Source organism: Streptomyces sp. NPDC000983 (assembly GCF_040299205.1).
GTDB lineage: Bacteria > Actinomycetota > Actinomycetes > Streptomycetales > Streptomycetaceae > Streptomyces.
In genome coordinates this window covers 128,476-150,484 of the sequence record NZ_JBEPBM010000014.1, presented here as the reverse complement: position 1 = coordinate 150,484, position 22,009 = coordinate 128,476, and the positions used below count along the sequence as shown (strand labels likewise).

The window sequence follows — 22,009 nt, the reverse complement described above, 5'->3', positions numbered from 1 at the left end:
CGCCAGTCTTTTCAACGTTGGAAATCCTGCGACAGCGGTATGACAGCACGGGCCCCAGAGGCTGTCCAGACCTCGCGCACCACTCAGTTGGCCGACTGTCACATGACGAACCGTCAGTTCAGGCTTCCGGAACGGACTTGGGGACGATCACCGCTACCCTGACCGGGTGGTGGAGACCTGGGACGAGGAGCGGCTGATCGCGGACGGGTTCAGCCGTGTGTACGCCGAGTTGGACTGGTACGACGGCCCCCGCGCCGGTCTCGCCGACATCGACGGCAGCCCCCACTACTTCGACGGCTACGGCCAGTACCTCGGCGACGGTGCCGACGAGTACCGCGTCTGGCCGGCCGGTCCCGAGGCAGCGGCGTGGGAGCGCGAGCAGTGGGCGATCGCCGTCGCACGGAACGAGGCCGTGACCGCCGGCCCGGAGTGTCCTCCGGGCCGCGACGGGATCGACGCCCGCCATCAGGAGTTGGACGCGCTGCTCGCACCGCACCGCCGCATGCCGCAGGACGCGCGTCGGCTTCGCGGCGAGGTACGCCTCGAAACCGGGGCCCGTGACCAGGTCGACGGAGTGCGCTACTGGATCCGGTGGCGGGCCGGCGGTTGATCCACGTCCGGTCACGGCGGAGTCGTTCTCTCGTGGGCCGACGACCCCGGGAATACGACAACCGCCTTACGGCCAAGCCCTGTTCTACGGCTGGAAGTACTCCGACATCATCCGGCCGACCCACTCCGGCTGGGTGACCTTCACCGGGCGGAACTCCTCCATCGCCGGCTTCAGGTCGACGACCGGGGTGCCCGAGACCGCGTCGAGTCCCAGCACCGTCAGTTCCCGGCCCCGTACGGACACGACGGCGCAGGTCGTCACACCGATGCGGTTCGGTCTGCGGGGCCCGCGGCCGGCGAAGACACCCATGGGCGGAAGGTCGGCGCGCCCGCGGTAGGGGCGGGGCTCGCGGTGGTCGCCGGTCTCCGGGAACCGGTCGAAGACGAACAGCACCTCCACGTGCGAGAAGCCCTCCAGCCCCTGGAGGCAGGCGTCGCCGAAGCGTTCGTCGACGACGATCGTGCTGCGGACGGCACCCCAGTTGTCCGTGTGCTGGACGTCCGTACGGTCGTTGCGGACCGTGCCTATCGGTGTGATCTCGAAGCTCGCCATGGGCCGAGGCTATCCCCGCCGACCGGCCCGCCCCTCGCCGACGGGCTTTGCTTCAGACCGTCTTGGGGCCGATGTCGTCCGAGCGCGTCACGAAGCGGGTCGCGCCGTCCTTCACCCGGTACAGGAACGCGCCCCCGTCCTCGACCGTCTCGAAGAACCAGGAGTCGGCGTCGTAACTCACCCTGCGGGTGATGCCCTGCCAGGGAGCGCGCAGCAGTTCGGCGCGGAGGGAGGAGCGGGCGTCGTCACCGGCGGCGGCCAGCCCGTGGGCGAGGAAGCGGACGGCGTCGTAGCACTCGGCGGCCCAGGGTGCCGGAGCGGTGCCGTACCGGTCCCGGTGGGCCGCCGTGAACGCCTTGATACGGGGGTCGGCGACGGCGTCCGTGTAGGCCGTGCCGATCCACCAGCCCTCCGCCTCCGCGAGGAAGCGAGCGCCGAGGACGTGCTCGTCGGCCACGCACGGCCCCCGGTACCCCGCCTCCCGCAGGGCGCGGGCGCAGGACCCCGCCCGGTCGGGGTGAACGCCCGCGAACACCACCGCGTCGTCGTCCCGGTCCGCGATCCGCCGGGCCACCGTGGCGAAGCCGTCGTCCGCGGCGACCTCCTCGACCGTCGCGGCGCCGTCGAGCTTGCCGTGCACGACGATGATGCGGACCAGCCCCAGGCTGTCGTCGGCGTCCTTCAGGTCGTGGACCACCGTCGTACGGGCCGGCTTCACGACCCGGTTCAGATAGCGCAGGATCGCGGGCGGGCCGGCCGTGCGCGTGGCGCGCATCAGCAGGGTCGTGGTGATGTTGACGCCGTCCAGGTCACTGGTGTCGGCCCGGGTGACCAGCTGACCCAACTGTGCCCGCGTGCACGCCACCACGGTCGCCGGCGCGGTCACGTTGGTGCCCGCCCCGATCAGGGCCAGTACGTCCGGATCGGCGGCCAGCCGGGCGACCGCCTCGGCGGCCCCCTCGACGGTGCCCCCGTCGTCGGCGGTGCGCAGCACCAGGTCGAACGTGCGCCGCCCGCTGCCGTTGTGCTCGGCCACCGCCAGCCGGGCGCCCCGCTCGTGCGCGGTGAACACCTCGTCGGACCGGTCGCCGAGCAGACCGATCACCCGGCGCGGCAGAGCGCCGGCGCCGGTCGTCCCCTTCGGCTCCGGACGCCCCCAACGCCACCAGCCGCCCACGCTCGCCGCCCCGACCCCCAGGACGGCACCGCCCGCCGCCAGCACCCTGCGCCGCGTGGACGGCGCCGAGGGTACGGCCGCGCCCGCCTCCGTGTCCGGGGCGCCGGTGACCGGATGACCGTCGGTCACCGTCAGCTGCGGCACCGGAAGGTCCAGCACCCGCGCGGCCCGCGCCGCCACCAGCGCGGGCACCCCCTCCGGCAGCCAGACACTCTCGTCGAACCGGCCCAGCAGTTCCCGGAGTTCACCGATTCCGGGGCGCCGCTCCGGATCCTTTGCCAGACATCGCCGTACGAGCCCGGCGAGTTCGTCGGGGACCCCGGTCAGGTCGGGCTCCTCGTGCACGGTCCGGTACAGGACACCGGCCGCGCCACCCGTGCCGAACACCGGGCGTCCGGTGGCCGCGTGGGCGAGGACGCACCCCAGCGAGAAGACGTCGCTGGGCGGACCCACCGTGCGGCCGCGGGCCTGCTCGGGCGAGAGATAGCCCGGCGACCCGACGACCGAACCGTCCGTGGTGAGCGCCGTCACACCGACCGCCCGGGCGATCCCGAAGTCGATCAGACGGGGCCCGTCGGAGGCGAGGAGGATGTTGGCGGGCTTCACGTCCCGGTGGACGAGCCCGCAGGAGTGCACCCCCTCCAGCGACTCGGCCAGCGCCGCGCCCAGACAGCGCAGCTGCGCCGCCGGCCAGGGGCCGTGCAGTGAGACCGCCTCCGCGAGGGAGGGGCCCGGCACATAGGCGGTGACCAGCCACGGCGAGCGGGCCTCGGCGTCGGAGGCCAGCACCGGCACGGTCCAGCGGGCGCGCAGCCGCGCCGCCAGCTCCGTCTCGCGGCGGAAGCGGGCGCGGAACCCGGGATCGTCGGCGTGCTCGGAGCGGATCGACTTCAGCGCGCACCAGGTGCCGCGCGGGGAGCGCGCCAGGTACACCACGCCCATCCCGCCCGCGCCGAGCCGCGCCGCCAGCCGGTACTCACCGATCACGGACGGGTCGGACGGCAGCAGCCGCTCCATGCCAGGAACCTCCTCACGTCTGTCCGCCGGGCCCGCTGCGGGCGTGCGCCGGCGGTGCGCTGAGCCCGCTCGGGGCGTGCGCCGCTGCGCCGAGCGGGCCCGGACGATGTCGTCGTGCGCCCTCGGATCCGCCCGGCACCGTTTCCTTCACCGGCGCCGGGCGGATCCGTCTCAGCCGTCGGCGCTCCGCGCGGCTTGGAGGTCGGCGAGCGAACCCAGTTGGCGGAAGCGACCGTCGCGTACCTCGTGCGCGTAGGTGCAGGTCAGCCACTGGTCCCCGTCGCTCTGGAACTCGTGGAAGTCGCCGAAGGTGTAAGTCCGGTCCATGCCCTGGTACTTGACCTTCCCCATCCGCTCCCCGAGTTCGGCCCGCACCGGCCGGGCACCGGACTTGGCGGGCACGGTGCGGGCGAACTCGCCGAGCAGCAGACGGACCGAGTCGTACGCCTCCGCGGCATGCGGTTCCGGAGCCGCCCTGTACCGGGCTCTCCAGGCCGCGGTGAAGTCCCGTGCCGCCTTGGTGGTCAGCCGCGAGGGATCCGCCGCCGAGTCGACCACGAGCCAGCCCTCGCCCGCCGCGCCCGCCAGAGTCGGGAACTGCGAGCCGTACAGCAGGTGCTGCATCCACCGCGGTCTCTCGAACCCGGCGGAGGCCAACTGCCGTGCTGCCGCGGCGGTGTTCTCCAGCGGGCCGAGGTAGGCGAAGGCGGTCACCCCGGAGGCGAGCAGCTCACGGATCGCCTCCGGACCGTCGTCGGTCTCCTCGGCCACGACCCGGGGCACCACCTCGCCGCCGAGCGTGTCGCGCCACTGCTGTACGAGCAGCCCCGCCTGGTCCTGGATGGTCGTGCCGCCGGCCCGGTCCAGCACGACGCCGAGACGTCCGAGCTGGTCGGTGATCATGGCGTGCAGGGCGATCCAGCCGCCGAGCGCGATGTGCGCCATGCCGCTCTGGAACGACGAGTTGGGCGAGGTGACGAAGTAGTCCTGCTGGCCGGTGGTGCTCGACACATGGGCCAGCCCGGCCTGGCCGTAGACCCGGGCCGCCGACCGCATGGGGAGTTCCGCGACCGGCCCGAGCACCGCCACCACGTCACGGTCAGCGGTGAACCGGCGCGCCACCTCGCGCGCGCCGGGCGCATCGCCCCGGTCGCTCAGCACGCGCACCTTCAGGTCGTACCCGCGCTTGCGCACGGCGTTGTGCTGGGCCACGGCGAGCCGTGCGGCGCGCTCGGTGACACGGCTCGCCGCCTCGGCGGACTCGGAGACGTGGACGCCGAGCACGTACACCGGGCGCGCCGAGGTGGTGGGTTGCTCGTCCTCGTCGCCGTCGGCGAGCAGCGCGGCGGCGCCCGCACCTCCCGCGGCGAGCAGCAACGCACCCCCGGCCAGCAGCAGTCGGCGCCGGCTGGGCTTGCGGGGCGGGGCGTCCTCGGGGTCGGCGTCGTCGGCGGTGGGGCGGGTGCCGGAGGTGTCGACCTCGGTGGGCTCGATGTCGGGCAGCGCGAGCCCCTCGGCGGACCGCGCGGCGATCATGCGGGCGACCGCGTCGGGGAGGTGAACGGCAGTGTCCCAGGCGGGGAGCGGGATGTCGGGAGCCGGGTCCGGGACGCTCCCCGCCGTCCCGGTGCCCTCCGAAGGCGCCTGCTCCGGCACGGGCCCCTCGCCCAGCAGTCGCCGGAGTTCCACCGCCGAGGGCCGGTCCGCGGGCTCCTTGGACAGGCACCGGGACACCAGGGCCCGCGTGCCGTCGTCCTCGATGCCGTCGAGCTCGGGCTCGTCATGGACCGTGCGGTACAGCAGTGCCTCCGGCGCGCCGGTGCCGAAGGGCGGGCGGCCGGTCAGGGCGTAGGCCAGGACGCCGCCGAGGGAGAACACATCGCTCGCCGAGGTCGCCGTCCGCCCGCGTGCCTGCTCGGGGGAGAGGAAGCCGGGGCTGCCGACGACCATGCCGGAGGCCGTCAGCGCGGTGTCGTCCTCGGCCCGGGCCACACCGAAGTCGATCAGCCTCGGCCCGTCCAGGGCCAGTAGTACGTTGCCCGGCTTGACGTCCCGGTGGACCAGCCCGGCCGTGTGCAGGTCCGCGAGGGCGTCCGCCAGCAGGCGGCCCAGCGCGTGAACCGTCGCCGAGGGCAGCGGGCCGTGTTCGGCGACGGCCTCGACCAGCGAGGGGCCGGGCACGAACGAGGTCGCCAGCCACGGCTCGTCCGCCTCCGCGTCCGCGCCCAGCACCGGCACCACCCAGCGGTTGGTCACCCGGCGGGCGAGGTCGGCCTCCCGCGCGAACCGGGCCCGGAAGTCGGGGTCGCCGGCGCTCTCGCCGCGGATCACCTTCACCGCGGCCGGCGTGCCGGCGTCGTCACGCCCCAGGTACACCACGCCCATGCCGCCCGCACCGAGCCGCCGCAGCAGCCGGAAGCCGGCGATGCGGGAGGGGTCGGAGGGCCTCAGCGGTTCACTCATCGCGAAGCCTCCGCGTTCTCGTCGGTGCCGGTGCCGTCCTTGCCTCCCGGTGAGGCGCCCGGCGAGGTGCCGTCCTCGGCGGTGGAGCCGCCGATGCCGTCGATCTCGGCGGCCGTGTAGGCGACCCCCTGGGCCACGTCGGAGGCGATCGCGCTCGCCTCGTCATCGCTGTGGCCCGCGCCGACCCGGTCGGTCGCGGCCACCGTGACGGGGCCGAGCCGGTACTTGAACCAGTCGAAGGGCAGGGCGCCCTTCGTGCCGTCCACCAGGTACTGGCCGCTCTCGACCAGGTCGTCGTCGGTGACGCCGTTGCGTCCCTCGGCGAACGGATCGGCCCGCGAGTACAGACCGCGCACCCGCTCGGTGGCGTTGAGCCGCTGGTCGGGGCAGCGCAGGGCCTCCTCCAGGGAGACCGCCATGTCCCGGCGGGCGGCCGTGGTGTCCTGGTGCACGGTCACGGTCAGGGACACCTGCACCGGTCCCTTGCCCCCGCTGCCGGGTAACTCGAACCGCCGGGTGAGACTGGCCAGCACCGAGTCGGGCAGCGGCTCCCGCTGCCATACGCACTCCTCGTCCAGCACGGCCCACTCGGCCGGGTCGCTCTCGTACGGCTGCGCCTTGCGGAACCCGGAACCGAAGTGGTCCGGCCGCACGTTCAGCCCCCGCACGAAGGCGACGGCCTCGGCGCGGGTGCGTGGAGCCCGGTCCTCGGCCAGCGTGTACGGCTCGTCCTCGGGGACGGCGGCGGCGGACGGCGAGGGACTCGCACCGCCCGACGCGCCGGAACTCGTCGTGTCCTTGCCCGACTCGGGGGAGTCCCCGTCCGACCCGCCCGTACACCCGGCGAGCAGCAGTGTCCCCGCCACTGCCGCCACGACCGGTCTCCACTCGGCCATCACTGCCCCCACCCGTAGAGACGCGCTCCCGCCGCCCGGCGGTCACGTATGGCAAGCAGTCTGGCGCACCACACCACTCCCGAACACCAACTCGACTTGTCTGCAACGGACTTGGCACAACGAAGTCCGAACGGCGACTTCGGTTCAGGTGTGGTTCATGTCCCTTCGCGAGGCTTGACGTCACCGCCTCTCGTTCGGCACCGGGCGACCGGACGGCGGCTCATGGTTCAGCGACAGCGTGCGGTGAACCCGCCCGCCGCGAGCCCCGCGCAGAAGGACGCCTTGGCCGTCCCGTACCGGGAGAGCCTGCCGTCCACGAACCATGTGGTGTCCGGCGGGAAGTCGAAGGTGCCGTCGTCGATGCCGTCCCAGCCGTAGCGGAAGTCGAGGTTGATGCACTCGGCGGAACGGACACCTCGATGAACACGGAGCACCCGGATGCCTCCGGCAGGGTCACCCCGAACATGGTCGCGTCCGCGGCGGGTGTGTCCGTCTCCACCGTCTCCAAGGTCCTCAACGCCCGCGCCGACGTCTCCACCGACACCAAACAGCGCGTCGAGGCGGTCATGGACGAAATCGGCTACGAACGCCGTCCCGCCCGCCGCCGCGGAGCCGTCATCGACCTCGTCCTCAACGAACTCGACAGCCTCTGGTCGGTGGAGATCATCCGCGGCGTCGACGAGGTACTCCACCAGGCCGACGCCGGCATGGTCCTGTCCGCCGTCCACGGCCGCAGCGCCGACACCCGCGAGTGGCTCGACCAGCTCGCCGGTCAGTAGACGTCGCGGACGTAGCGCTTGTCCGAGGCCAGGCGCCTGACGTACGCGGACGCCTCCTCGGCACCCAGCCCGCCGTGCGTGGTCGCGATGTCCTTCAGGGCCTGGTCGACGTCCTTGGCCATCCGGCCCGCGTCGCCGCAGACGTAGAAGTGGGCACCGTCCTGGAGCCACTGCCACAGACGCGGGCCGTGCTCGCGCATCCGGTCCTGTACGTAGACCTTGTTGCGCTGGTCGCGGGAGAAGGCGAGGTCGAGGCGGTCGAGGTGGCCCGAGGCCAGGTGCGCCCGGAGGTCCTCGCGGTAGTAGAAGTCGGTGTCCTGACGCTGTTCGCCGAAGAAGAGCCAGTTGGGGCCGGTGTGCCCGCGGGCCCGCCGGTCCTCCAGGAAGCCGACGAAGGGCGCGACGCCGGTACCGGGCCCGACCATGATCATGGGGGTGGCCGGATCGGCGGGCGGGCGGAAGTGCGGCGAACGCTGCACGAAGACCTGGACCGGACCGTCGTCCGCGTGGTCGGCGAGGTAGGTCGAGCACACCCCCAGCCGGTCCCGGCCGCGGTCCCCCGGGTAGCGGACCACGGACACGGTGAGGCGGACCTCGCCCGGATGCGCGAGCGGGCTGGAGGATATGGAGTACAGCCGCGGCTGGAGGCGTTTGAGGACGCCAACCCACTCCGCCGCCGAGGCGCGGAACGGGAACTCCGCGACGACGTCGGCCGCCTGGCGCCCCCAGCACCACTGCGCCAGGGCGTCCTTGTTGTCGGGCCGCAGCAGCCGTTTGAGGGTGTGGCTGCCGGTGCGCTCCGTCACGAACTTCAGCAGGTCGGTGCTGATCCGGGCGATGTCCAGCCGGGTGCGCAGTGCCTCTTCGAGGGGCAGCACCGTGCCGTCGCCGAGCGGGACCGGCTCGTCGGGGTCGAGGCCGGTGAGGGCCAGCCACTCCGCCACCAGCGGGGCGCCGTTGACCGGCCACACCCCGAGCGCGTCCCCGGCCTCGTAGGCGAGTTCGCCGTCGCGGGTGTCGAAGGCGAACTGCCTGACCTCCTTCTGCGAACCGGGCAGGCTCAGCAGCCGGTTGCCGACCAGGAGGGTGGAGAAGGGCGAGGACCTGGTGTACTCGGCCGGCGCGGGCGCCCAGGACGGCGCTGTCTCCACCACGCCCGCGGTCACCGTTATCCGGTCGCCCGAGGCGGTGAGGGCCGTGACGACCTGGCCGAGCCAGTGCCGGGCGGGTTCCTCGAAGTCGGGTTCGCAGTCCGCGCGCGGGGCGACGCGGGTGGCGCCGAGCGCTTCGAGGCGTTCGTCGAGGCGGCGGCCGTAGCCGCAGAAGTCGTCGTAGCTGGAGTCACCGAGGGCCAGGACGGAGTACCGGACCCCGTCCAGCCGGGCCGCGTCCGGCGCGCACAGCGCCCGCCAGAAGTCGGCGCCGTTGTCCGGGGCGTCGCCGTCGCCGAACGTCGAGGTGACGAGGAGGACGTCGGTGTCGGCGGTGAGGTGCGCGGGGGAGACGTCCGCCATGGGCAGCACCTCGGCGCTGCGGCCGGACTCGGTGAGCCGGGCGGCCGTGGTGCCGGCGACCTCCTCGGCGTTGCCGGTCTGGGAGGCCCATACGACCATCAGGCGCCGGGCGGGTGTGGCGGGGGCCGCATGTGGCGTGCCGGCCGGAGCGGTGGTGCCGGTGGCTCCGGTCGGCCCGGTCGTCCCGGTCGTTCCGGTCGAGGGGCCGGTGCCGGTCGCGGGGGCGGTGTCGGGCGGTGCGGCGGCCCGGGAGAACATGCCGGCCAGGACTCCGTCCACCCACTGGGCGTGTTCCGGGGTGAAGGGCGCGTCCGGCGGCAGGACGGGGACGCGTCCGTCGGGCGGGGCGAGGGCGAGCCCGGTGAGATAGCCGGAGAGGTAGCGGCGCTCGGGCGCGGCGAGGGCGGCGGGGGCGAGGTCGTCGATGCCGAACAGTCCGGCGAGGGCGTGCACGGGGGAGGCGTCGGGGACGGCCGGGGCGGGGGCGGGCTCCGCCACGGGTTCCGGGGCGGCCGCGGGTGCCGGCGCCGCGGTCCTGGCGAGGGCGACCGCGCAGACCTTCAGCTCGGGCTGGAAGGAGAGCGGGTCGACTGCGTCGCTGGTGACGGCGTTGATGCTGAGGTACTCGCCGAACAGGTCGTTCCAGTGGAACGGGGCGAAGCAGCTGCCGGGGCTCACCCGGTCGGTCACCACGACGGGCAGGACGGCCCGGCCGCGCCGGGAGGCGACCTCCAGAAGGTCGCCGTCGGCGACCCCGAGGTCACGGGCGTCCTCGGGGTGCACCTCGACGAACGGACCCGGGTTGAGCTTGTTCAGCTTGGCCACCTTGCCGGTCTTGGTGAGCGTGTGCCACTGGTGTTGCAGCCGGCCGGTGTTGAGGACGAACGGGTAGTCGTCGTCGGGGAGTTCGGCGGCGGGCAGGTGCGGGCGGGCGAAGAACCGCGCGCGTCCGCTCGGGGTCGGGAAGACCAGTCGGGGACGGGTGCCGTCCGCACGCTCCAACAGCCTCTGGCTGACACCGTCGTTGAGGTAGCGGATCGGGTTGCGGTCCGGGCCGTCGGCGGTGGGCGCCGGCCACTGCACGGGCGTGGCGCGCAGCCGGTCGTAGGTCACCCCGCGCAGGTCCCAGCCGGTCTGGGGGTTCCACGCCTGCTTGAGCTCCTCGAAGACCTCCTCGGCCGAGGCGTACGTGAACGCCTCGGCGAAGCCCATCGCGCAGGCCACCCGGGCGATCAACTGCCAGTCGGGCAGGGCCTGTCCGGGCGGGTCGAGCACCCCCTGGACGAGGGTGAGGTTGCGCTCGGAGTTGATCATCACGCCGTCGGACTCGGCCCACAGCGTCGCGGGCAGGACGACATCGGCGTAGGAGTTGGTCTCGGTCTCCGCGAACACGTCCTGGGTGATGACGAGTTCGGCCGCCTCCAGACCGGCGATGACGGTCCTGCGGTTGCCGACGGAGGCGACGGGGTTGGTGCAGATGATCCAGCACGCCTTGATGTCCCCGGAGGCCATCCGCTCGAACATCTCGACGGTGCCGCGTCCTGTCTCGGCGCGCAGGGAGCCCTCGGGGATGCTCCACAGGTTCTCGACGAACGCGCGTTCCGCGTCGACCAGGACGGACCGCTGGCCGGGCAGTCCCGGGCCCATGTAGCCCATCTCCCGGCCGCCCATGGCGTTGGGCTGGCCGGTGAGCGAGAAGGGGCCGGAGCCGGGACGGCAGAGGGCGCCGGTCGCCAGGTGCAGGTTGACCAGGGCGTTGGTGTTCCAGGTGCCGTGCGTGGACTGGTTCAGGCCCATGGTCCAGCAGCTCATCCACTCGCCGGCCTCGCCGATCCAGCGGGCGGCCTGCCGGAGGTCGGCCTCCGGGATGCCGGTGATCTCCGCGACCTTCGCCGGCGGGTAGTCGGCGAGGAAGTCGGGCATGTCCTCCCAGCCCTCGGTGAACTCGCCGATGAACCGCTCGTCGGTGTGCCCCGCCTCGACCAGCAGGTGCAGCAGGCCGTTGAGCAGGGCGAGATCCGTGCCGGGCCTGATCCGCAGGAACAGGTCCGCCTTGTCGGCGGTGGCGTTGCGGCGCGGGTCGACGACGATCAGCCTCGCGCCCGCCGACTTGATCCGGTCCATCATGCGCAGGAACAGGATGGGGTGGCAGTCGGCCATGTTGGCGCCGATCACGAGGAACACATCGGCGCGGTCGAAGTCCTCGTACGAGCCGGGCGGCCCGTCGGCCCCCAGCGACAGCTTGTAGCCGGTGCCCGCGGAGGCCATGCACAGCCGGGAGTTGGACTCGATCTGCGTGGTGCGGACGAAGCCCTTGGCGAGCTTGTTCGCCAGGTACTGCGCCTCCAGGGACATCTGCCCGGAGACGTAGAGGGCGAGGGCGTCCGGCCCGTGCTCCTCCAGGACGGCCCGGAGCCGCTCCGCCACCGAGTCGATCGCCGCGTCGACGTCGGCCGCGGCCGGCTGGGTGCCGCGCCCGGTGCGCACCAGGGCCGTCGACAGCCGCCCGGGAGCGGCCATCATGTCCGCGCTGGTGGACCCCTTGGTGCACAGCCGCCCGAAGTTGGTGGGGTGCTCCTTGTCCCCGGACGTCCTCGCCGCACGGCGCCGGCCGTCGACGGGGTCGCGCTCGACGTCGAGGACGATGCCGCAGCCGACCCCGCAGTACGAACAGACGGTGCGGACACTGCCGTCCTTCGAGTCAGCTCCCACGAAATCCACCCCGTCGCGTGTGTAGCGTCCTGAGCGGGGACGCCCCCGACCGCGGCGGGGCTCCCCTCCCCTGAACGGTAGGAAGATCGAATTACCGGACCGTCACACCACGGGATCTTGCCGGGTTACACCGCCCGCACAGCTCGTAACGGTGCAATGTGAGACGAAGGACATGCCGTCACGGCGCCGGACGCAGCCGGTCCAGCTCCCCGCCGATCGCGGACCGCAGCGCCCGGTGCCGGGGCCCGAGCCGGAAGCGCTCATCACGCCATCGGTCACGCGGATACCACCACACCGGCCCGCTCCGCAGCTCGTCCGGCTCCCAGTCGAAGCGCGGCCAGACATGGGCGTGCAGAAACGGGTCGGCGTTGCCGAGGATCTCCAGGTTGATCCGGCGGAACCCGGGATCCAGCCGTCCGCAGACCCGCTCGACGGCTTCACCGAGCCGCTCCATGTCGGACAGGAACGCCAGCCGCCGGGGCCGGGGCAGGTCGGACAGCCGCTGCACCCCGGGCCGGTCCACGAGCAGGACCGAGTACCCGGGCAGGAACTGGACGTCACCGATGACCGCGAACCCGGCGTCCAGCCGCCGCAGCACCGTCGGATTCTCGCCCCGCGACGCGGCCCCGATCCGGTCCGTCCGCCAGTCGGCGCTCATCGCCCCGACGCGCCCGCGTCCAGGGCGACCGCGCGCAGGAAGGCGTCGGCGAAGGTGTCGCACACCTCCTCGATCGGCGGATACGCAACGTCGGGGACCTGCTCCCCGGCCGGCCGCAGGAGGAGGTGCAGGGTGATCGGGCTCATCATCTGCTGGAGGAGCAGCAGCGGCGGCAGGTCACGGACGCGGCCCGCCGCGGCTTCGTCGCCGAGCCACTTGCCGACGCCCTGGAACAGGCGCGGGAGGACACGCTGGACGAGCCCCTGCACGGAGGCGCCGTGGGGGCGCGCCAGGAACTCGGCGAGGACGGCGGGGAAGACCCGGGGCTCCTGGGTGAGGGCGGCGGCCGTGGCCGCGTAGATCTTCCGGACCGTCGTCTCCAGGTCCCCGGAGTGCGTCGCCACGACCACCTCGACGTCCACCAGCGGGCTGTACCGCTCGAAGATGGCCAGGAGCATCTCGTCCCGGCCCCCGAACGCGGCGTAGAGGCTGTGCACCGAGCAGGAGGCCGCCGCGGCGACCCGCTCCAGGGACAGAGTGGCCAGCCCGTTCTCGCTGATCAGCCGGGCCCCGGCCTCTATGGCACGGTCCCGTACCGGGCGTTGGCCGCCCGGGTCGACACCGGCGGCCCGCACGGCCTCGTCGAGGGCCTGCCGGCCGCCACCGAGGCGGCGCAGCAGGGTGCTTCGGGAGATGCCGGCCTCCTGGGCCACGGCCTGCAGGGACACGTCGCCGACCGGGACGTCGCGGGCGTCGGCCGCGCGCAGCGCCGCGTCGACCAGGGCGGGCGGCACGGGGGCGGGGCGTTCTTGCTGCGGCACTCGAATCGACCGTCCCTTTCGTGGTGGTCAGGCCCGCCGACGGGGCTGCCGGGCCAGGTAACCACCTCCCCGCGCCCGGTGCCCAATCGCCGCCGTGTCAGGCGACGGCTTCCTCGACGCTCGCGGTGGCCGGCGTCGGCGTGGCGGCCCGCTCGGCCCCGCGCCGGCCGGCCAGGGCGACGAGGCTCAGGGCCAGCAGCACCCAGGCGGCGAGGACGAGTACGGGGGTCGTCGCACCGGCGCCGTCGAAGTAGGCGTTGGCGCGCAGCAGGCTGCCCGTCGCCCCCGGCGGAAGGAGCTGGCCCAGCTCCGCCCAGCCCGAGGGCAGCCAGTACGGGCCGGAGGGGAGGCCGGAGAGCGGGTTGCCGAGGAACATGAGGACCGCTCCGCCCAGCCCGAATCCGGGCATGCCGAACAGGGCGTGGAGTCCGAGCATCGTGCCGGAGAGCCCGGTGACCCCGAGGGCGAGTCCGAGCGAGGTGAGCCAGTAGTCGCCGTCCAGGGAACCGGTGCCGAACTGGAGGAAGGCGGTGATGGCGGCGCCCGCGGCGAGGGCGTAGAGCAGGACGCCGAGGAGCCGGGTGCGCAGTTGGTCGCGGCCGGGGAAGAGGCTGCTCAGGGCGATGACGGGGAGAAGGCCGCCGAAGAGGATCGGCATGGCGGCGGCGGTGAGGCCGGACCCGCGGGGGTCGTCCTCGGGGAAGGGCACCAGATCGTGCACGGCGGCCTCGGTCCCCTGCTGGGCGGCGACGCCGTCGCCGAGGGCGGTCACCGCGCCGGCCGTGCCGGAGCCGCCGGCCGTGCCGGTGTAGACGTCGACGCCCTCGGGGGTGAGGGCGAGACCTCCGGTGATGTCACGGTCGTGGACGGCCGCCTCGACGGCGTCGGCGTCCTCGTAGACCCGTACGTCCCACTCGTCGCCGTCGAGTTTCGCCTCCAGGGCCCGCGTGAACTGAGCGGGTCCCGTCACGCCGACCGGGATGTCGTGCGGTCCGCTGTTGACGGAGGGCAGGGCGAAGGCGCACAGCATCACCGTGACCAGGGCGGCCAGGCCCAGGACGAGCGCGGCGAGTTTGCGGCCCGCTCCGGTGGTCGTGGTGGGAGAGGTCGAGTCGGGCATCGGAGGCCGTTTCTATCGGCCGCCTCCTGGATCGGTGCGGGGGCGGCGGCGAATGTCATGAACCATGATTACAGGGTACGCGTATTCAAGTGTCAAACGCGCGGAGGTTGCGACGGGGCCCGGGGGAGGTGTTCGGGGCACGCGCCGCGGGGCCGCCGCCTCAGCGCCCGTCCGCCGCCAGACGCTCGCCGACCCGGGCCGCCGTGTCCCGCAGCCAGATGTGGGACACGGCGTGGGTGTGGACCGGGTGCCACCACAGGGCCGTTTGAAGGGGCACCGCCTCGTACGGCGGCGCCTCCTTCTTCGGCTCCGCCCTGTCCTTCGGCATGATCCGCGGCGGACACATCGACACCGCCGTCCTCGGCGCCATGCAGGTGTCCGTCCGCGCCGACCTGGCGAACTGGACGATCCCTGGCAAGACGGCCAAGGGCATGGGCGGCGCGATGGGCCTCGTCCGCGGCGCCCGCAGGGTCATCGTCCTCATGGAACACACCGCCAAGGGCGACCGCGTAGCCCCGAGCCCGCCCGGACTACGGCGGCCCACCGCACGACCGTCCGCGCGAGCACGTCCCGCGACCGGCGCACCACGCCGTGCGCCGCTCCGGGCACGGGTGCAGCCTGGGTGCATGGCCGCCGCACACCCCATCGTGATCTACCCGCTCGCCTCGGACGGCGGCCGCCGGGTCCGGGTGAACGACCACTTCATCGGCATGGCGTACGGACTCCTGGACATCGTGGAGTTCCTCCGCCTGGCCGGCCTGTACGCCACCGACGACGACTGGGTACGCAAGTCCGACCTGATCGAATGGCGAGGCGGCGGCCCGGACGCCTGGAGACACTGAACCCCGGGGCCTACGCCACCGGCGGACCCGCGCTGCTCCAGTACAGAGCGGTGTCGACGTCCCGAGCGGTCCACGGGTCGGCCCGATCCCCTCCGTGCCGGAGCAGGTCGTCGAGGAGTTGCAGATACCGGCCGTAGCGCCCGGGGGCGGCGGTGAGGGTGAGGCCGAGGGCGTCGAGGGTGTGCTGGACATGCCGGTCGTAGACGGCCATCCGGGAGGGCGCGGCCGCGGTCAGGACGGCCGAGGCGAGCGCGTCACCCGTCCGGAAGCCGGGCAGCCCCGCGAGGATCGCGCGCCCGGCCTTGGCGGCTTCGCCACGGGTGAGGTCCGGTTCGCGGACCGCGCTGACGGCTCGCTCGGTCACCTTCCGCACCTCACTGTCCGCCCGGGACATCAGCTCCCTCGCCCACCTGGTCCGGGCGTCGATGCGTTTCCACACGACGAGGGCCGCGAGGTCCGCCTTCCCGAGGCTGCCGCTCTCCTCGGCGCGCCGCGCGACGTCGTGGAGGACCTCGTCGTAGTGGGGCGTCACGGCCTCGAGGTAGGCCGCGCGGGCCGGTACGAGGGTGTTCCAGGCGCGGCCGAACACGGCGGCGGAATCCGGCTCGTCCGGAGCAGGGTCGATGGTCGTCACGCCCGTATCGTGCCGGACCGGACGGGCCGGCGTGGCCGTCCCGGAGACGTTGGCCGTCCGGCTCGTGCCCGGGTCCGCTGCGGGCCGGGCCGGACGAGTAGGGTCGGGGCCGTGACGACCAGGCGCAGGAGTTCCCCCGGCGGGGCGCGGGCGGCCGCCGCTGCCGCGGCGTTCCTCAATACGCAGGAGATCACCACGACGGACTGCCGCGGCTGCGGCGCCGAGGTGTCGGGCGTCAACGGACGCTACGCCTGCGGTGTCTGCGGCTGGGCGAACCACTGGTCCGAGGGCCACAACACGTTGCCGGGCGCCGAGGAGGACCCGGACGCACGGGCCTGACGAGGACCGCGCGTGCGGGGGCGTTGTCAGTGGTGCCGCATACGATCCCGGCATGCGAGCTTCAGGAACGTTCAAAGTCGCCGATTTCACCCCGGCGCCCGTGCCCGGCAGCAGCATCGAGACCGCGCTGCCCGTCGGTGTCGCCACGATGGAGAAGCTGTTCCAGGGCGAGATCACCGGGCGCTCCACCACCCTGTTCACCTCCGCGTTCGACCCGGACGCCGGGACGGGGACCTATGTCGCCATGGAGTCCTTCACGGGGACGCTCCACGGCCGGGCCGGCGCCTTCAACTTCGCGCACGCCGCGACGACCCTGGGCGAGGGGAGAGAAGCCGAGTACTTCGTCATCGTGCCGACGAGCGGAACGGGCGCGCTGACGGGCATCACCGGGACCGGAGGCATCGCGGTGGAAGCCGACGGCACCCACCGGATCCGGCTGGATTACGAAATCGCCCCATAGGGCCGCCCACCGGGGTGTGCAATGGGGTCGGACCGGATCCGTGGTCCGACCGAGGGCGGGGAGCGCATGACCGATGACCCGGTGTTCGTCCTGGGCGAGGAACTCCGCGCCCTGGAACTCGCGGGGTTCGACACCGAGGAGGAGTTCCAGACCCTGCTCGCGCGTCACCCACGGGTGCTGGACTTCGGCTCGCTGTCCGACGGCCGGCCGCTGAGACTGGTGCTGGTGGCGCGGGAGATGGGCGTGCCGACGGGCACGGAGAGCGGCTCGGCGTACTGGCTGGACCATCTCTTCGTCGACGCCGACTGCGTGCCCACCCTCGTGGAGGTCAAGCGGGCCACGGACACCCGGATCCGGCGTGAGGTCGTCGGGCAGATGCTGGACTACGCGGCGAACGCCGCCCGCTACTGGCCCGCCGCACTGCTCCGGCGCTCCTTCGAGGACACCTGCGCCGCGGACGGCCGCTCGGCGCAGGAGGCGTACGACGAACTGCTCGGCGACCGCTCCACGGACGAGTTCTGGACGACGGTGGAGGAGAAACTGGCCGCCGGGCAGATGCGGCTGCTGTTCGTCGCCGACCGCATCCCGCTGGAGCTGCGGGCCGTCGTGGAGTTCCTCAACCGGCAGCTGCGGCAGACCGAGGTGTACGCCGTCGAGCTGACCCAGTACCGCGGCGAGGGTGATCTCAGGGTCCTCGTCCCGCGTGTGCACGGCGAGGTCGCCACGGCCGCCAAGTCCCCCTCCGGCCGCCGTACGGCGCAGCGGACGACGCGCGCCGAGATGGACGCCTCCATCCGGACCCACCCCGACACGGAGGTACGACGGGTCGCGACCGCGCTGCTCGACCACGCGGCCGGGACGGGACGGCTCGAAGGCGGAACGGCCAAGTACCCCAGCATGTCGGTCCATTACCCGGTGGCCGGGCGGCCGGTGCCCGTGTGGACCCTGTCCTTGCAGGACTCCCCGCTGCGGGAGGACCTCTCCTTCTCCTTCGGTTCGATCTCCCACCACCTCGGCCCGGAACGGGCGGCCGCGTTCGCCGCCTCGCTGCCGCCCGTACCCGGACTGACGGAACGGCTCCAGGCCCTGCCCGAGAAGGGCTACAACGCCTGGCCGTCGGTCTCCCTGACCCTCCTCGCCTCCGAACCCGGCGCACTGGAGGGCATCCTGACCGCGCTCGAGGTGTTGATGGAGGACCGGTGAGGCCGAGGAAACCCCGTGTACGGTGATCGGCCCCGCCGCTAGGGTGGCCCGATGCCTTCGGTAAAGAAGTTCCAGGTCACCTTCGACTGCGCCGATCCCGTGCGCGTCGGCCGCTTCTGGTGCGAGGTGCTGGGGTACGTCCCGCCGGCGCCCCCGGAGGGGTTCGACACCTGGGACGACTTCGACCGTTCGCAGGCACCCGAGGACCGCGGCTCGTGGTTCGCGTGCGGTGATCCCACGGGGGAGGGGCCGCGGCTGTTCTTCCAGCGGGTTCCCGAGGGCAAGACCGTCAAGAACCGGGTGCATCTCGATGTGCGGGTCGGCACCGGCCTCGTGGGCGAGGAGCGGCTGGCCGCCCTGGAGTCCGAGTGCGCCCGGCTCGTCGCACTCGGCGCGGTGCGCGGGAAACTGCTGCTCGCCGACGAGGAGAACGAGTCCTGCCAGAACATGCAGGACGTCGAGGGCAACGAGTTCTGCCTCGACTGAGCAGCCGTACGGCCGCGGGGCCGTACGGCTGAGCGGCCGTACTGCGGCCGCCGTGCCGTGGTGGTGACGCCCGTGTGCCCCGTGCTCCGAATGGCTCGTCCGTGCGACAGACTCACCCGCCGGGGTTTCGATGAGAACATGATCCTCCCCGTCAGCCCCCGCCCCCTGCGCACCGCCGTAGCCCTGGCCGTGACCGCGGTCCTCGCCGGCGGCTGCACCGACGCCGGAACCTCCGCCGTGAGCACCGGCGCGACCGCGGGGGAGTCGCCGCTGCCCTCCGTACCGCCCGCCCAGCCGGCGCCGCAGATGAGCGACGAGGACGTCCGGCGGGCGGTCGACCGCCTCGACGGCATCGTGCGCGACGCGATGCGCCGGACCGGGGTGCCGGGCGTCGCGGTGGGCGTGGTGCACGACGGCGAGGTGCTGTACGCGAAGGGCTTCGGCGTGCGCAGGGTGGGCGCGGAGGGCCGGGTGGAGGCCGACACCGTGTTCCAGCTGGCCTCGCTGTCCAAGCCGCTCGCCTCCACGGTGGTCGCCAGGGCCGTCGGCGAGAAGACCGTGGGCTGGGACGACCCGGTCGTCGAGTACAGCCCGGAGTTCGCCCTGAAGGACCCCTGGGTGACCCGGCACGTCACCCTGGCCGACCTGTTCTCGCACCGCAGCGGTCTGCCCGACCACGCCGGTGACCTGCTGGAGGACCTCGGCTACGACCGCTCCTCCATCCTGGAGCGCCTGCGCTACGAGCCGCTGACCCCGTTCCGCGCCGGCTACGCCTACACCAACTTCGGACTGACCGCGGCCGGTGTGGCCGTCGCCCGGGCGGCCGGGACCAGCTGGGAGGAACTCTCCGCGGACAAGCTGTACCGGCCCCTGGGCATGGACGACACCAGCTCCACCTTCGCCGACTACGAACGGGCCGGGAACAAGGCCGTCACCCACGTGGAGTCCGGCGGCACCTGGAAGGCCGCATACGTGCGCGACGCCGACGAGCAGAGCCCGGCGGGCGGCGCCAGCTCCACGGTCGACGACATGACCAAGTGGATGCGGCTCCAACTGGACGACGGCCGCTTCCAGGGACGGCAGATCGTCGCCGAGGAACCCCTCCAGCAGACCCATCTGCCGCACATCGTGTCCGCGCCCCCACCCGCCCCGGCCGGCCGGACCGGGTTCTACGGGCTCGGCTGGAACGTCGGTTACGACGACCAGGGCCGGCTGAAGCTCGGACACTCGGGCGCGTTCGCGCTGGGCGCGGCCACCGGGGTCCACCTGCTGCCCTCGGAGGATCTCGGCATCGTCGTGCTCACCAACGGCCGGCCGGTCGGTGTGCCCGAGGCGATCATGGCCGACTTCATCGACACCGCGCAGACGGGCCGGCCCACCGTCGACTGGCTCGGCTTCTTCGGCCAGTTGATCGAACAGTCGGTGGAGAGCGAGCGATCGCCCGTCGACTACGCCAAGCCCCCGGCCGACGCGAAGCCCGCCCGGGCCGACAGCGCCTACACCGGCACGTACACCAACGACTACTACGGCCCGATGAACGTCACCGTGCGGGACGACGAGCTCACCATGCAACTCGGCCCGAAGAAGCAGCGGTTCACGCTCACCCACTTCGACGGCGACACCTTCAGCTACCGCACCACCGGCGAGAACGCCGTCGGCCTCTCGGGTGTCACCTTCACCGTCGCCGCCGGGGGCCGGGCCGAGAAGGTGCGCGTGGAGAACCTCGACGACAACGGTCTGGGCACCTTCGTGCGGAAGTGAGCCCCCCGTGCTTCGACGCGCTCATCGATTTCACCGTTTTCGCTGAGTGTCCGAGCGGCTCCGCCGTCAACAGCGGGCCATAATCGGTGATTTGCGCCCACCTGACGGTGGCGCTGATCACGCGATGACGGAACGTCGAAGGGAGTGGCCGAGGTGAGCCGGACGGGGGAGACGACACGTCATGGCGGTGGCCGTGGGCGGCACGCGGTGGTCGTGGGCGGAGGGCTCGCGGGCATGCTCGCCGCCCATGTGCTGGCCGGGTTCGCCGACCGGGTGACCGTGGTCGAGCGGGACCGGCTCCCCAAGGACGAGGAACCCCGCCCCGGGGTGCCGCAGGGACGGCACCCGCACGTACTGCTCCAGGGCGGGCAGACGGCCCTGGAGGCCCTGCTCCCCGGATTCCTCGCGGAGTTGACGGCGGCCGGGGCGCCTCGGGTCGGCATGCCCTCGGACCTGGTGCTGTGGCAGAACGGCCGCTGGTTCCGGCGGCTGCCCGCCACGACCCACATCTACACGGGATCCCGCGCCCAGCTGGAGGGCCTGGTACGGCAGCGGGTCCTGCGCGGCCACTCCATCGACACGGTGGAGTCGACCGACGTCGTCGGGCTGCTCGGCGACGCCCGGCGGGTGCGCGGGGTGGCGGTACGGGAGCGGTCCGGGACGACGAGCCGCGGCAAGGAGGAGATCCTCGACGCCGACCTGGTCGTCGACGCGTCCGGCGCCGGCACCAGGGCCGCGCGGTGGCTGGCCGGGATCGGCGCGCGGCCCCCGCACGAGGAGACCATCGACACCGGCCTCGCCTACGCCTCGCGCGTGTACCGCGGCCCCGAGGGCGTCCTCGGCGACGGCACGGCCGGCTACTACGTCTACCCGAACCCCGAGCAGGTCCACGCCGGGGGAGCGCTGCCCCTGGAGGACGGCAGCCACCTGGTGATCGTCTCCGGGCTGCGGGGCGACGAACCGCCCACGACCGAGGCCGAGTTCGAGGCGTACGTGAACCGACTTCCGCACCCCCTCCTGCACCGCTGGCTGGAGCGGGCCGAACCCCTGTCGTCCCCCTTCGGCTTCCGTCGGACCGGCAACATCCGGCGCCGCTACGACCTTGCGGGCGCCGCGCCCGCCGGGTTCCTCGCGACCGGGGACGCGCTGTGCACGTTCAACCCGATCTACGGGCAGGGCATGGCGGTGGCCGCGATGAACGCGCTCGCCCTGCGCGACTGCCTGGCCGACCGGCGCCGGACGCCCTCCACGCGCCGCGTGCAGCGGGCGCTCCTCGCGGCGTCCAGGCAGGCGTGGGACATCTCCGCCGGCGCGGACCGCGCCATGCCGGGCGCGACGGGCAACGCGGTCACCGGAGCCCCCGCCGACCGGGTCGCCGACTGGTACCTGGCCCGCGTCCAGGAACGCGCCCCGGGCGACCCGGTCGTCGGCCGGGCCTTCCGCGCCGTCCTGACCCTCGCCGAGCCGGTGGGCGCCCTGTTCGCCCCACCGGTCGCCCGAGCAGTCCTCTTCACCCCACCCGCCCCGACCCCGACCACCCCACCCCCGAACCCGGAACCCTGAGCCGCGGCCGTCACGCCGCCAGCGGCGTTGATGTGCCTGTGGGGCTCGTGTGCGGTGAACCTCTTCAGGTGCCGAATGGCATCTTTTGGGAGTTTTCGTCCGGTGGTCCGGGGGACTCGGCACCTGAGTCGGCGGAGGTGGGCAGATGAGTGGTGCCGAGAAGGCCAAGGCCAAGGCTGAGCAGGTTGTTGGGAAGGCCGTGCGGAAGGCGGCTCACGCGGTGCACAAGGAGCAGCTCGCGGCGAAGGGGGCCGCCCTGGAGACGCGGGGCAGGCTGCGGGGCGAGAAGGAGAGGGCCAAGGACGTCTTCAAGGGCTGACGAGGGCCGCGGGCCGAAGGGAGGCTCGCCGTGGACCCGGCCGCAGCCCCCGGCCCGGAGGAGCACGCCCGACGTGAGCGGGA

Annotated in this window: 19 protein-coding genes and 2 pseudogenes; 10 read left to right on the top strand and 11 right to left on the bottom strand. The window is 73.1% G+C overall.

The features are described from left to right. The first annotated feature begins 166 nt into the window (after window positions 1-166). A complete protein-coding gene (locus tag ABT296_RS18505) occupies window positions 167-610 on the top strand; it encodes a hypothetical protein (protein WP_351928487.1) in 444 nt (147 codons plus the stop codon). An 84-nt stretch (window positions 611-694) separates the two neighbouring features. On the opposite strand, the gene ABT296_RS18500 is transcribed toward ABT296_RS18505, so the two are convergent. The 5 genes from ABT296_RS18500 to ABT296_RS18480 all read right to left on the bottom strand — a co-directional run bounded on the left by ABT296_RS18500 (window position 695) and on the right by ABT296_RS18480 (window position 7,149). Then, entirely contained in the window at window positions 695-1,162 is a 468-nt protein-coding gene (locus tag ABT296_RS18500) for an SAM-dependent methyltransferase (protein WP_351928486.1), read from the bottom strand. A gap of 52 nt (window positions 1,163-1,214) precedes the next feature. Next, complete coding sequence (locus ABT296_RS18495; RefSeq protein ID WP_351928484.1) at window positions 1,215-3,356, bottom strand: bifunctional serine/threonine-protein kinase/ABC transporter substrate-binding protein; 2,142 nt, start codon at window positions 3,354-3,356, stop codon at window positions 1,215-1,217. A gap of 171 nt (window positions 3,357-3,527) precedes the next feature. Continuing rightward, a complete protein-coding gene (locus tag ABT296_RS18490; protein WP_351928482.1) occupies window positions 3,528-5,819 on the bottom strand; it encodes a bifunctional serine/threonine-protein kinase/ABC transporter substrate-binding protein in 2,292 nt (763 codons plus the stop codon). Next, window positions 5,816-6,694 (bottom strand): hypothetical protein, encoded by an 879-nt coding sequence (locus ABT296_RS18485; protein ID WP_351928480.1) that lies wholly within the window; start codon window positions 6,692-6,694, stop codon window positions 5,816-5,818. The genes ABT296_RS18490 and ABT296_RS18485 overlap by 4 nt, the downstream gene beginning before the upstream one ends. A 248-nt stretch (window positions 6,695-6,942) precedes the next feature. Continuing rightward, a complete protein-coding gene (locus ABT296_RS18480; RefSeq protein WP_351928478.1) occupies window positions 6,943-7,149 on the bottom strand; it encodes a hypothetical protein in 207 nt (68 codons plus the stop codon). Here ABT296_RS18480 and ABT296_RS18475 point away from each other — a divergent pair. Continuing rightward, a complete protein-coding gene (locus ABT296_RS18475; RefSeq protein ID WP_351928476.1) occupies window positions 7,135-7,494 on the top strand; it encodes a LacI family DNA-binding transcriptional regulator in 360 nt (119 codons plus the stop codon). The genes ABT296_RS18480 and ABT296_RS18475 overlap by 15 nt on opposite strands. On the opposite strand, the gene ABT296_RS18470 is transcribed toward ABT296_RS18475, so the two are convergent. The 5 genes and pseudogenes from ABT296_RS18470 to ABT296_RS18450 form a co-directional block, all read right to left on the bottom strand. Continuing rightward, window positions 7,488-11,720, bottom strand: a complete 4,233-nt coding sequence (locus ABT296_RS18470) for a bifunctional nitrate reductase/sulfite reductase flavoprotein subunit alpha (RefSeq protein WP_351928475.1) — start codon at window positions 11,718-11,720, stop codon at window positions 7,488-7,490. The two genes, ABT296_RS18475 and ABT296_RS18470, sit on opposite strands and share 7 nt — an antisense overlap. A gap of 178 nt (window positions 11,721-11,898) precedes the next feature. Continuing rightward, entirely contained in the window at window positions 11,899-12,378 is a 480-nt protein-coding gene (locus ABT296_RS18465; protein ID WP_351928473.1) for an HIT family protein, read from the bottom strand. Continuing rightward, window positions 12,375-13,199 (bottom strand): TetR/AcrR family transcriptional regulator, encoded by an 825-nt coding sequence (locus ABT296_RS18460; protein WP_351928471.1) that lies wholly within the window; start codon window positions 13,197-13,199, stop codon window positions 12,375-12,377. Before ABT296_RS18460 ends, ABT296_RS18465 begins: the two co-directional genes overlap by 4 nt. Before the next feature lie 97 nt (window positions 13,200-13,296). Next, on the bottom strand, window positions 13,297-14,319 hold the full coding sequence (locus ABT296_RS18455; RefSeq protein ID WP_351928469.1) for a hypothetical protein: 1,023 nt from the start codon (window positions 14,317-14,319) through the stop codon (window positions 13,297-13,299). Between the two features lie 160 nt (window positions 14,320-14,479). Then, window positions 14,480-14,611: pseudogene (locus ABT296_RS18450) on the bottom strand (LysR family transcriptional regulator); the annotation flags it as partial. Between ABT296_RS18450 and ABT296_RS18445 the strand changes: the two are divergent. After that, a pseudogene (locus ABT296_RS18445) lies at window positions 14,610-14,819 on the top strand (CoA-transferase); the annotation flags it as partial. The pseudogenes ABT296_RS18450 and ABT296_RS18445 sit on opposite strands and share 2 nt — an antisense overlap. A gap of 352 nt (window positions 14,820-15,171) precedes the next feature. Here ABT296_RS18445 and ABT296_RS18440 read toward each other — a convergent pair. After that, a complete protein-coding gene (locus ABT296_RS18440; protein WP_351928467.1) occupies window positions 15,172-15,795 on the bottom strand; it encodes a hypothetical protein in 624 nt (207 codons plus the stop codon). Window positions 15,796-15,906: 111 nt separating this feature from the next. Between ABT296_RS18440 and ABT296_RS18435 the strand changes: the two genes are divergently transcribed. The 7 genes from ABT296_RS18435 to ABT296_RS18405 all read left to right on the top strand — a co-directional run bounded on the left by ABT296_RS18435 (window position 15,907) and on the right by ABT296_RS18405 (window position 21,926). Continuing rightward, window positions 15,907-16,134, top strand: coding sequence for a hypothetical protein (locus ABT296_RS18435; RefSeq protein ID WP_351928465.1), 228 nt, complete (start codon window positions 15,907-15,909; stop codon window positions 16,132-16,134). Window positions 16,135-16,186: 52 nt separating this feature from the next. Then, window positions 16,187-16,594 carry a DUF3224 domain-containing protein gene (locus ABT296_RS18430; protein ID WP_351928463.1) on the top strand — a complete coding sequence of 136 codons (408 nt, stop codon included), beginning with the start codon at window positions 16,187-16,189 and terminating at the stop codon, window positions 16,592-16,594. Between the two features lie 66 nt (window positions 16,595-16,660). Continuing rightward, complete coding sequence (locus ABT296_RS18425) at window positions 16,661-17,797, top strand: hypothetical protein (protein ID WP_351928461.1); 1,137 nt, start codon at window positions 16,661-16,663, stop codon at window positions 17,795-17,797. Window positions 17,798-17,848: 51 nt separating this feature from the next. Continuing rightward, window positions 17,849-18,283, top strand: a complete 435-nt coding sequence (locus ABT296_RS18420; protein WP_351928460.1) for a VOC family protein — start codon at window positions 17,849-17,851, stop codon at window positions 18,281-18,283. A 138-nt stretch (window positions 18,284-18,421) separates the two neighbouring features. Then, window positions 18,422-20,044, top strand: a complete 1,623-nt coding sequence (locus ABT296_RS18415; protein WP_351928458.1) for a serine hydrolase — start codon at window positions 18,422-18,424, stop codon at window positions 20,042-20,044. Between the two features lie 213 nt (window positions 20,045-20,257). Beyond that, window positions 20,258-21,607: an FAD-dependent oxidoreductase gene (locus tag ABT296_RS18410; RefSeq protein ID WP_351928570.1), complete on the top strand. Its 1,350-nt coding sequence runs from the start codon at window positions 20,258-20,260 to the stop codon at window positions 21,605-21,607. 145 nt (window positions 21,608-21,752) lie between these two features. Continuing rightward, on the top strand, window positions 21,753-21,926 hold the full coding sequence (locus ABT296_RS18405; RefSeq protein WP_351928456.1) for a hypothetical protein: 174 nt from the start codon (window positions 21,753-21,755) through the stop codon (window positions 21,924-21,926). Window positions 21,927-22,009 lie beyond the last annotated feature (83 nt).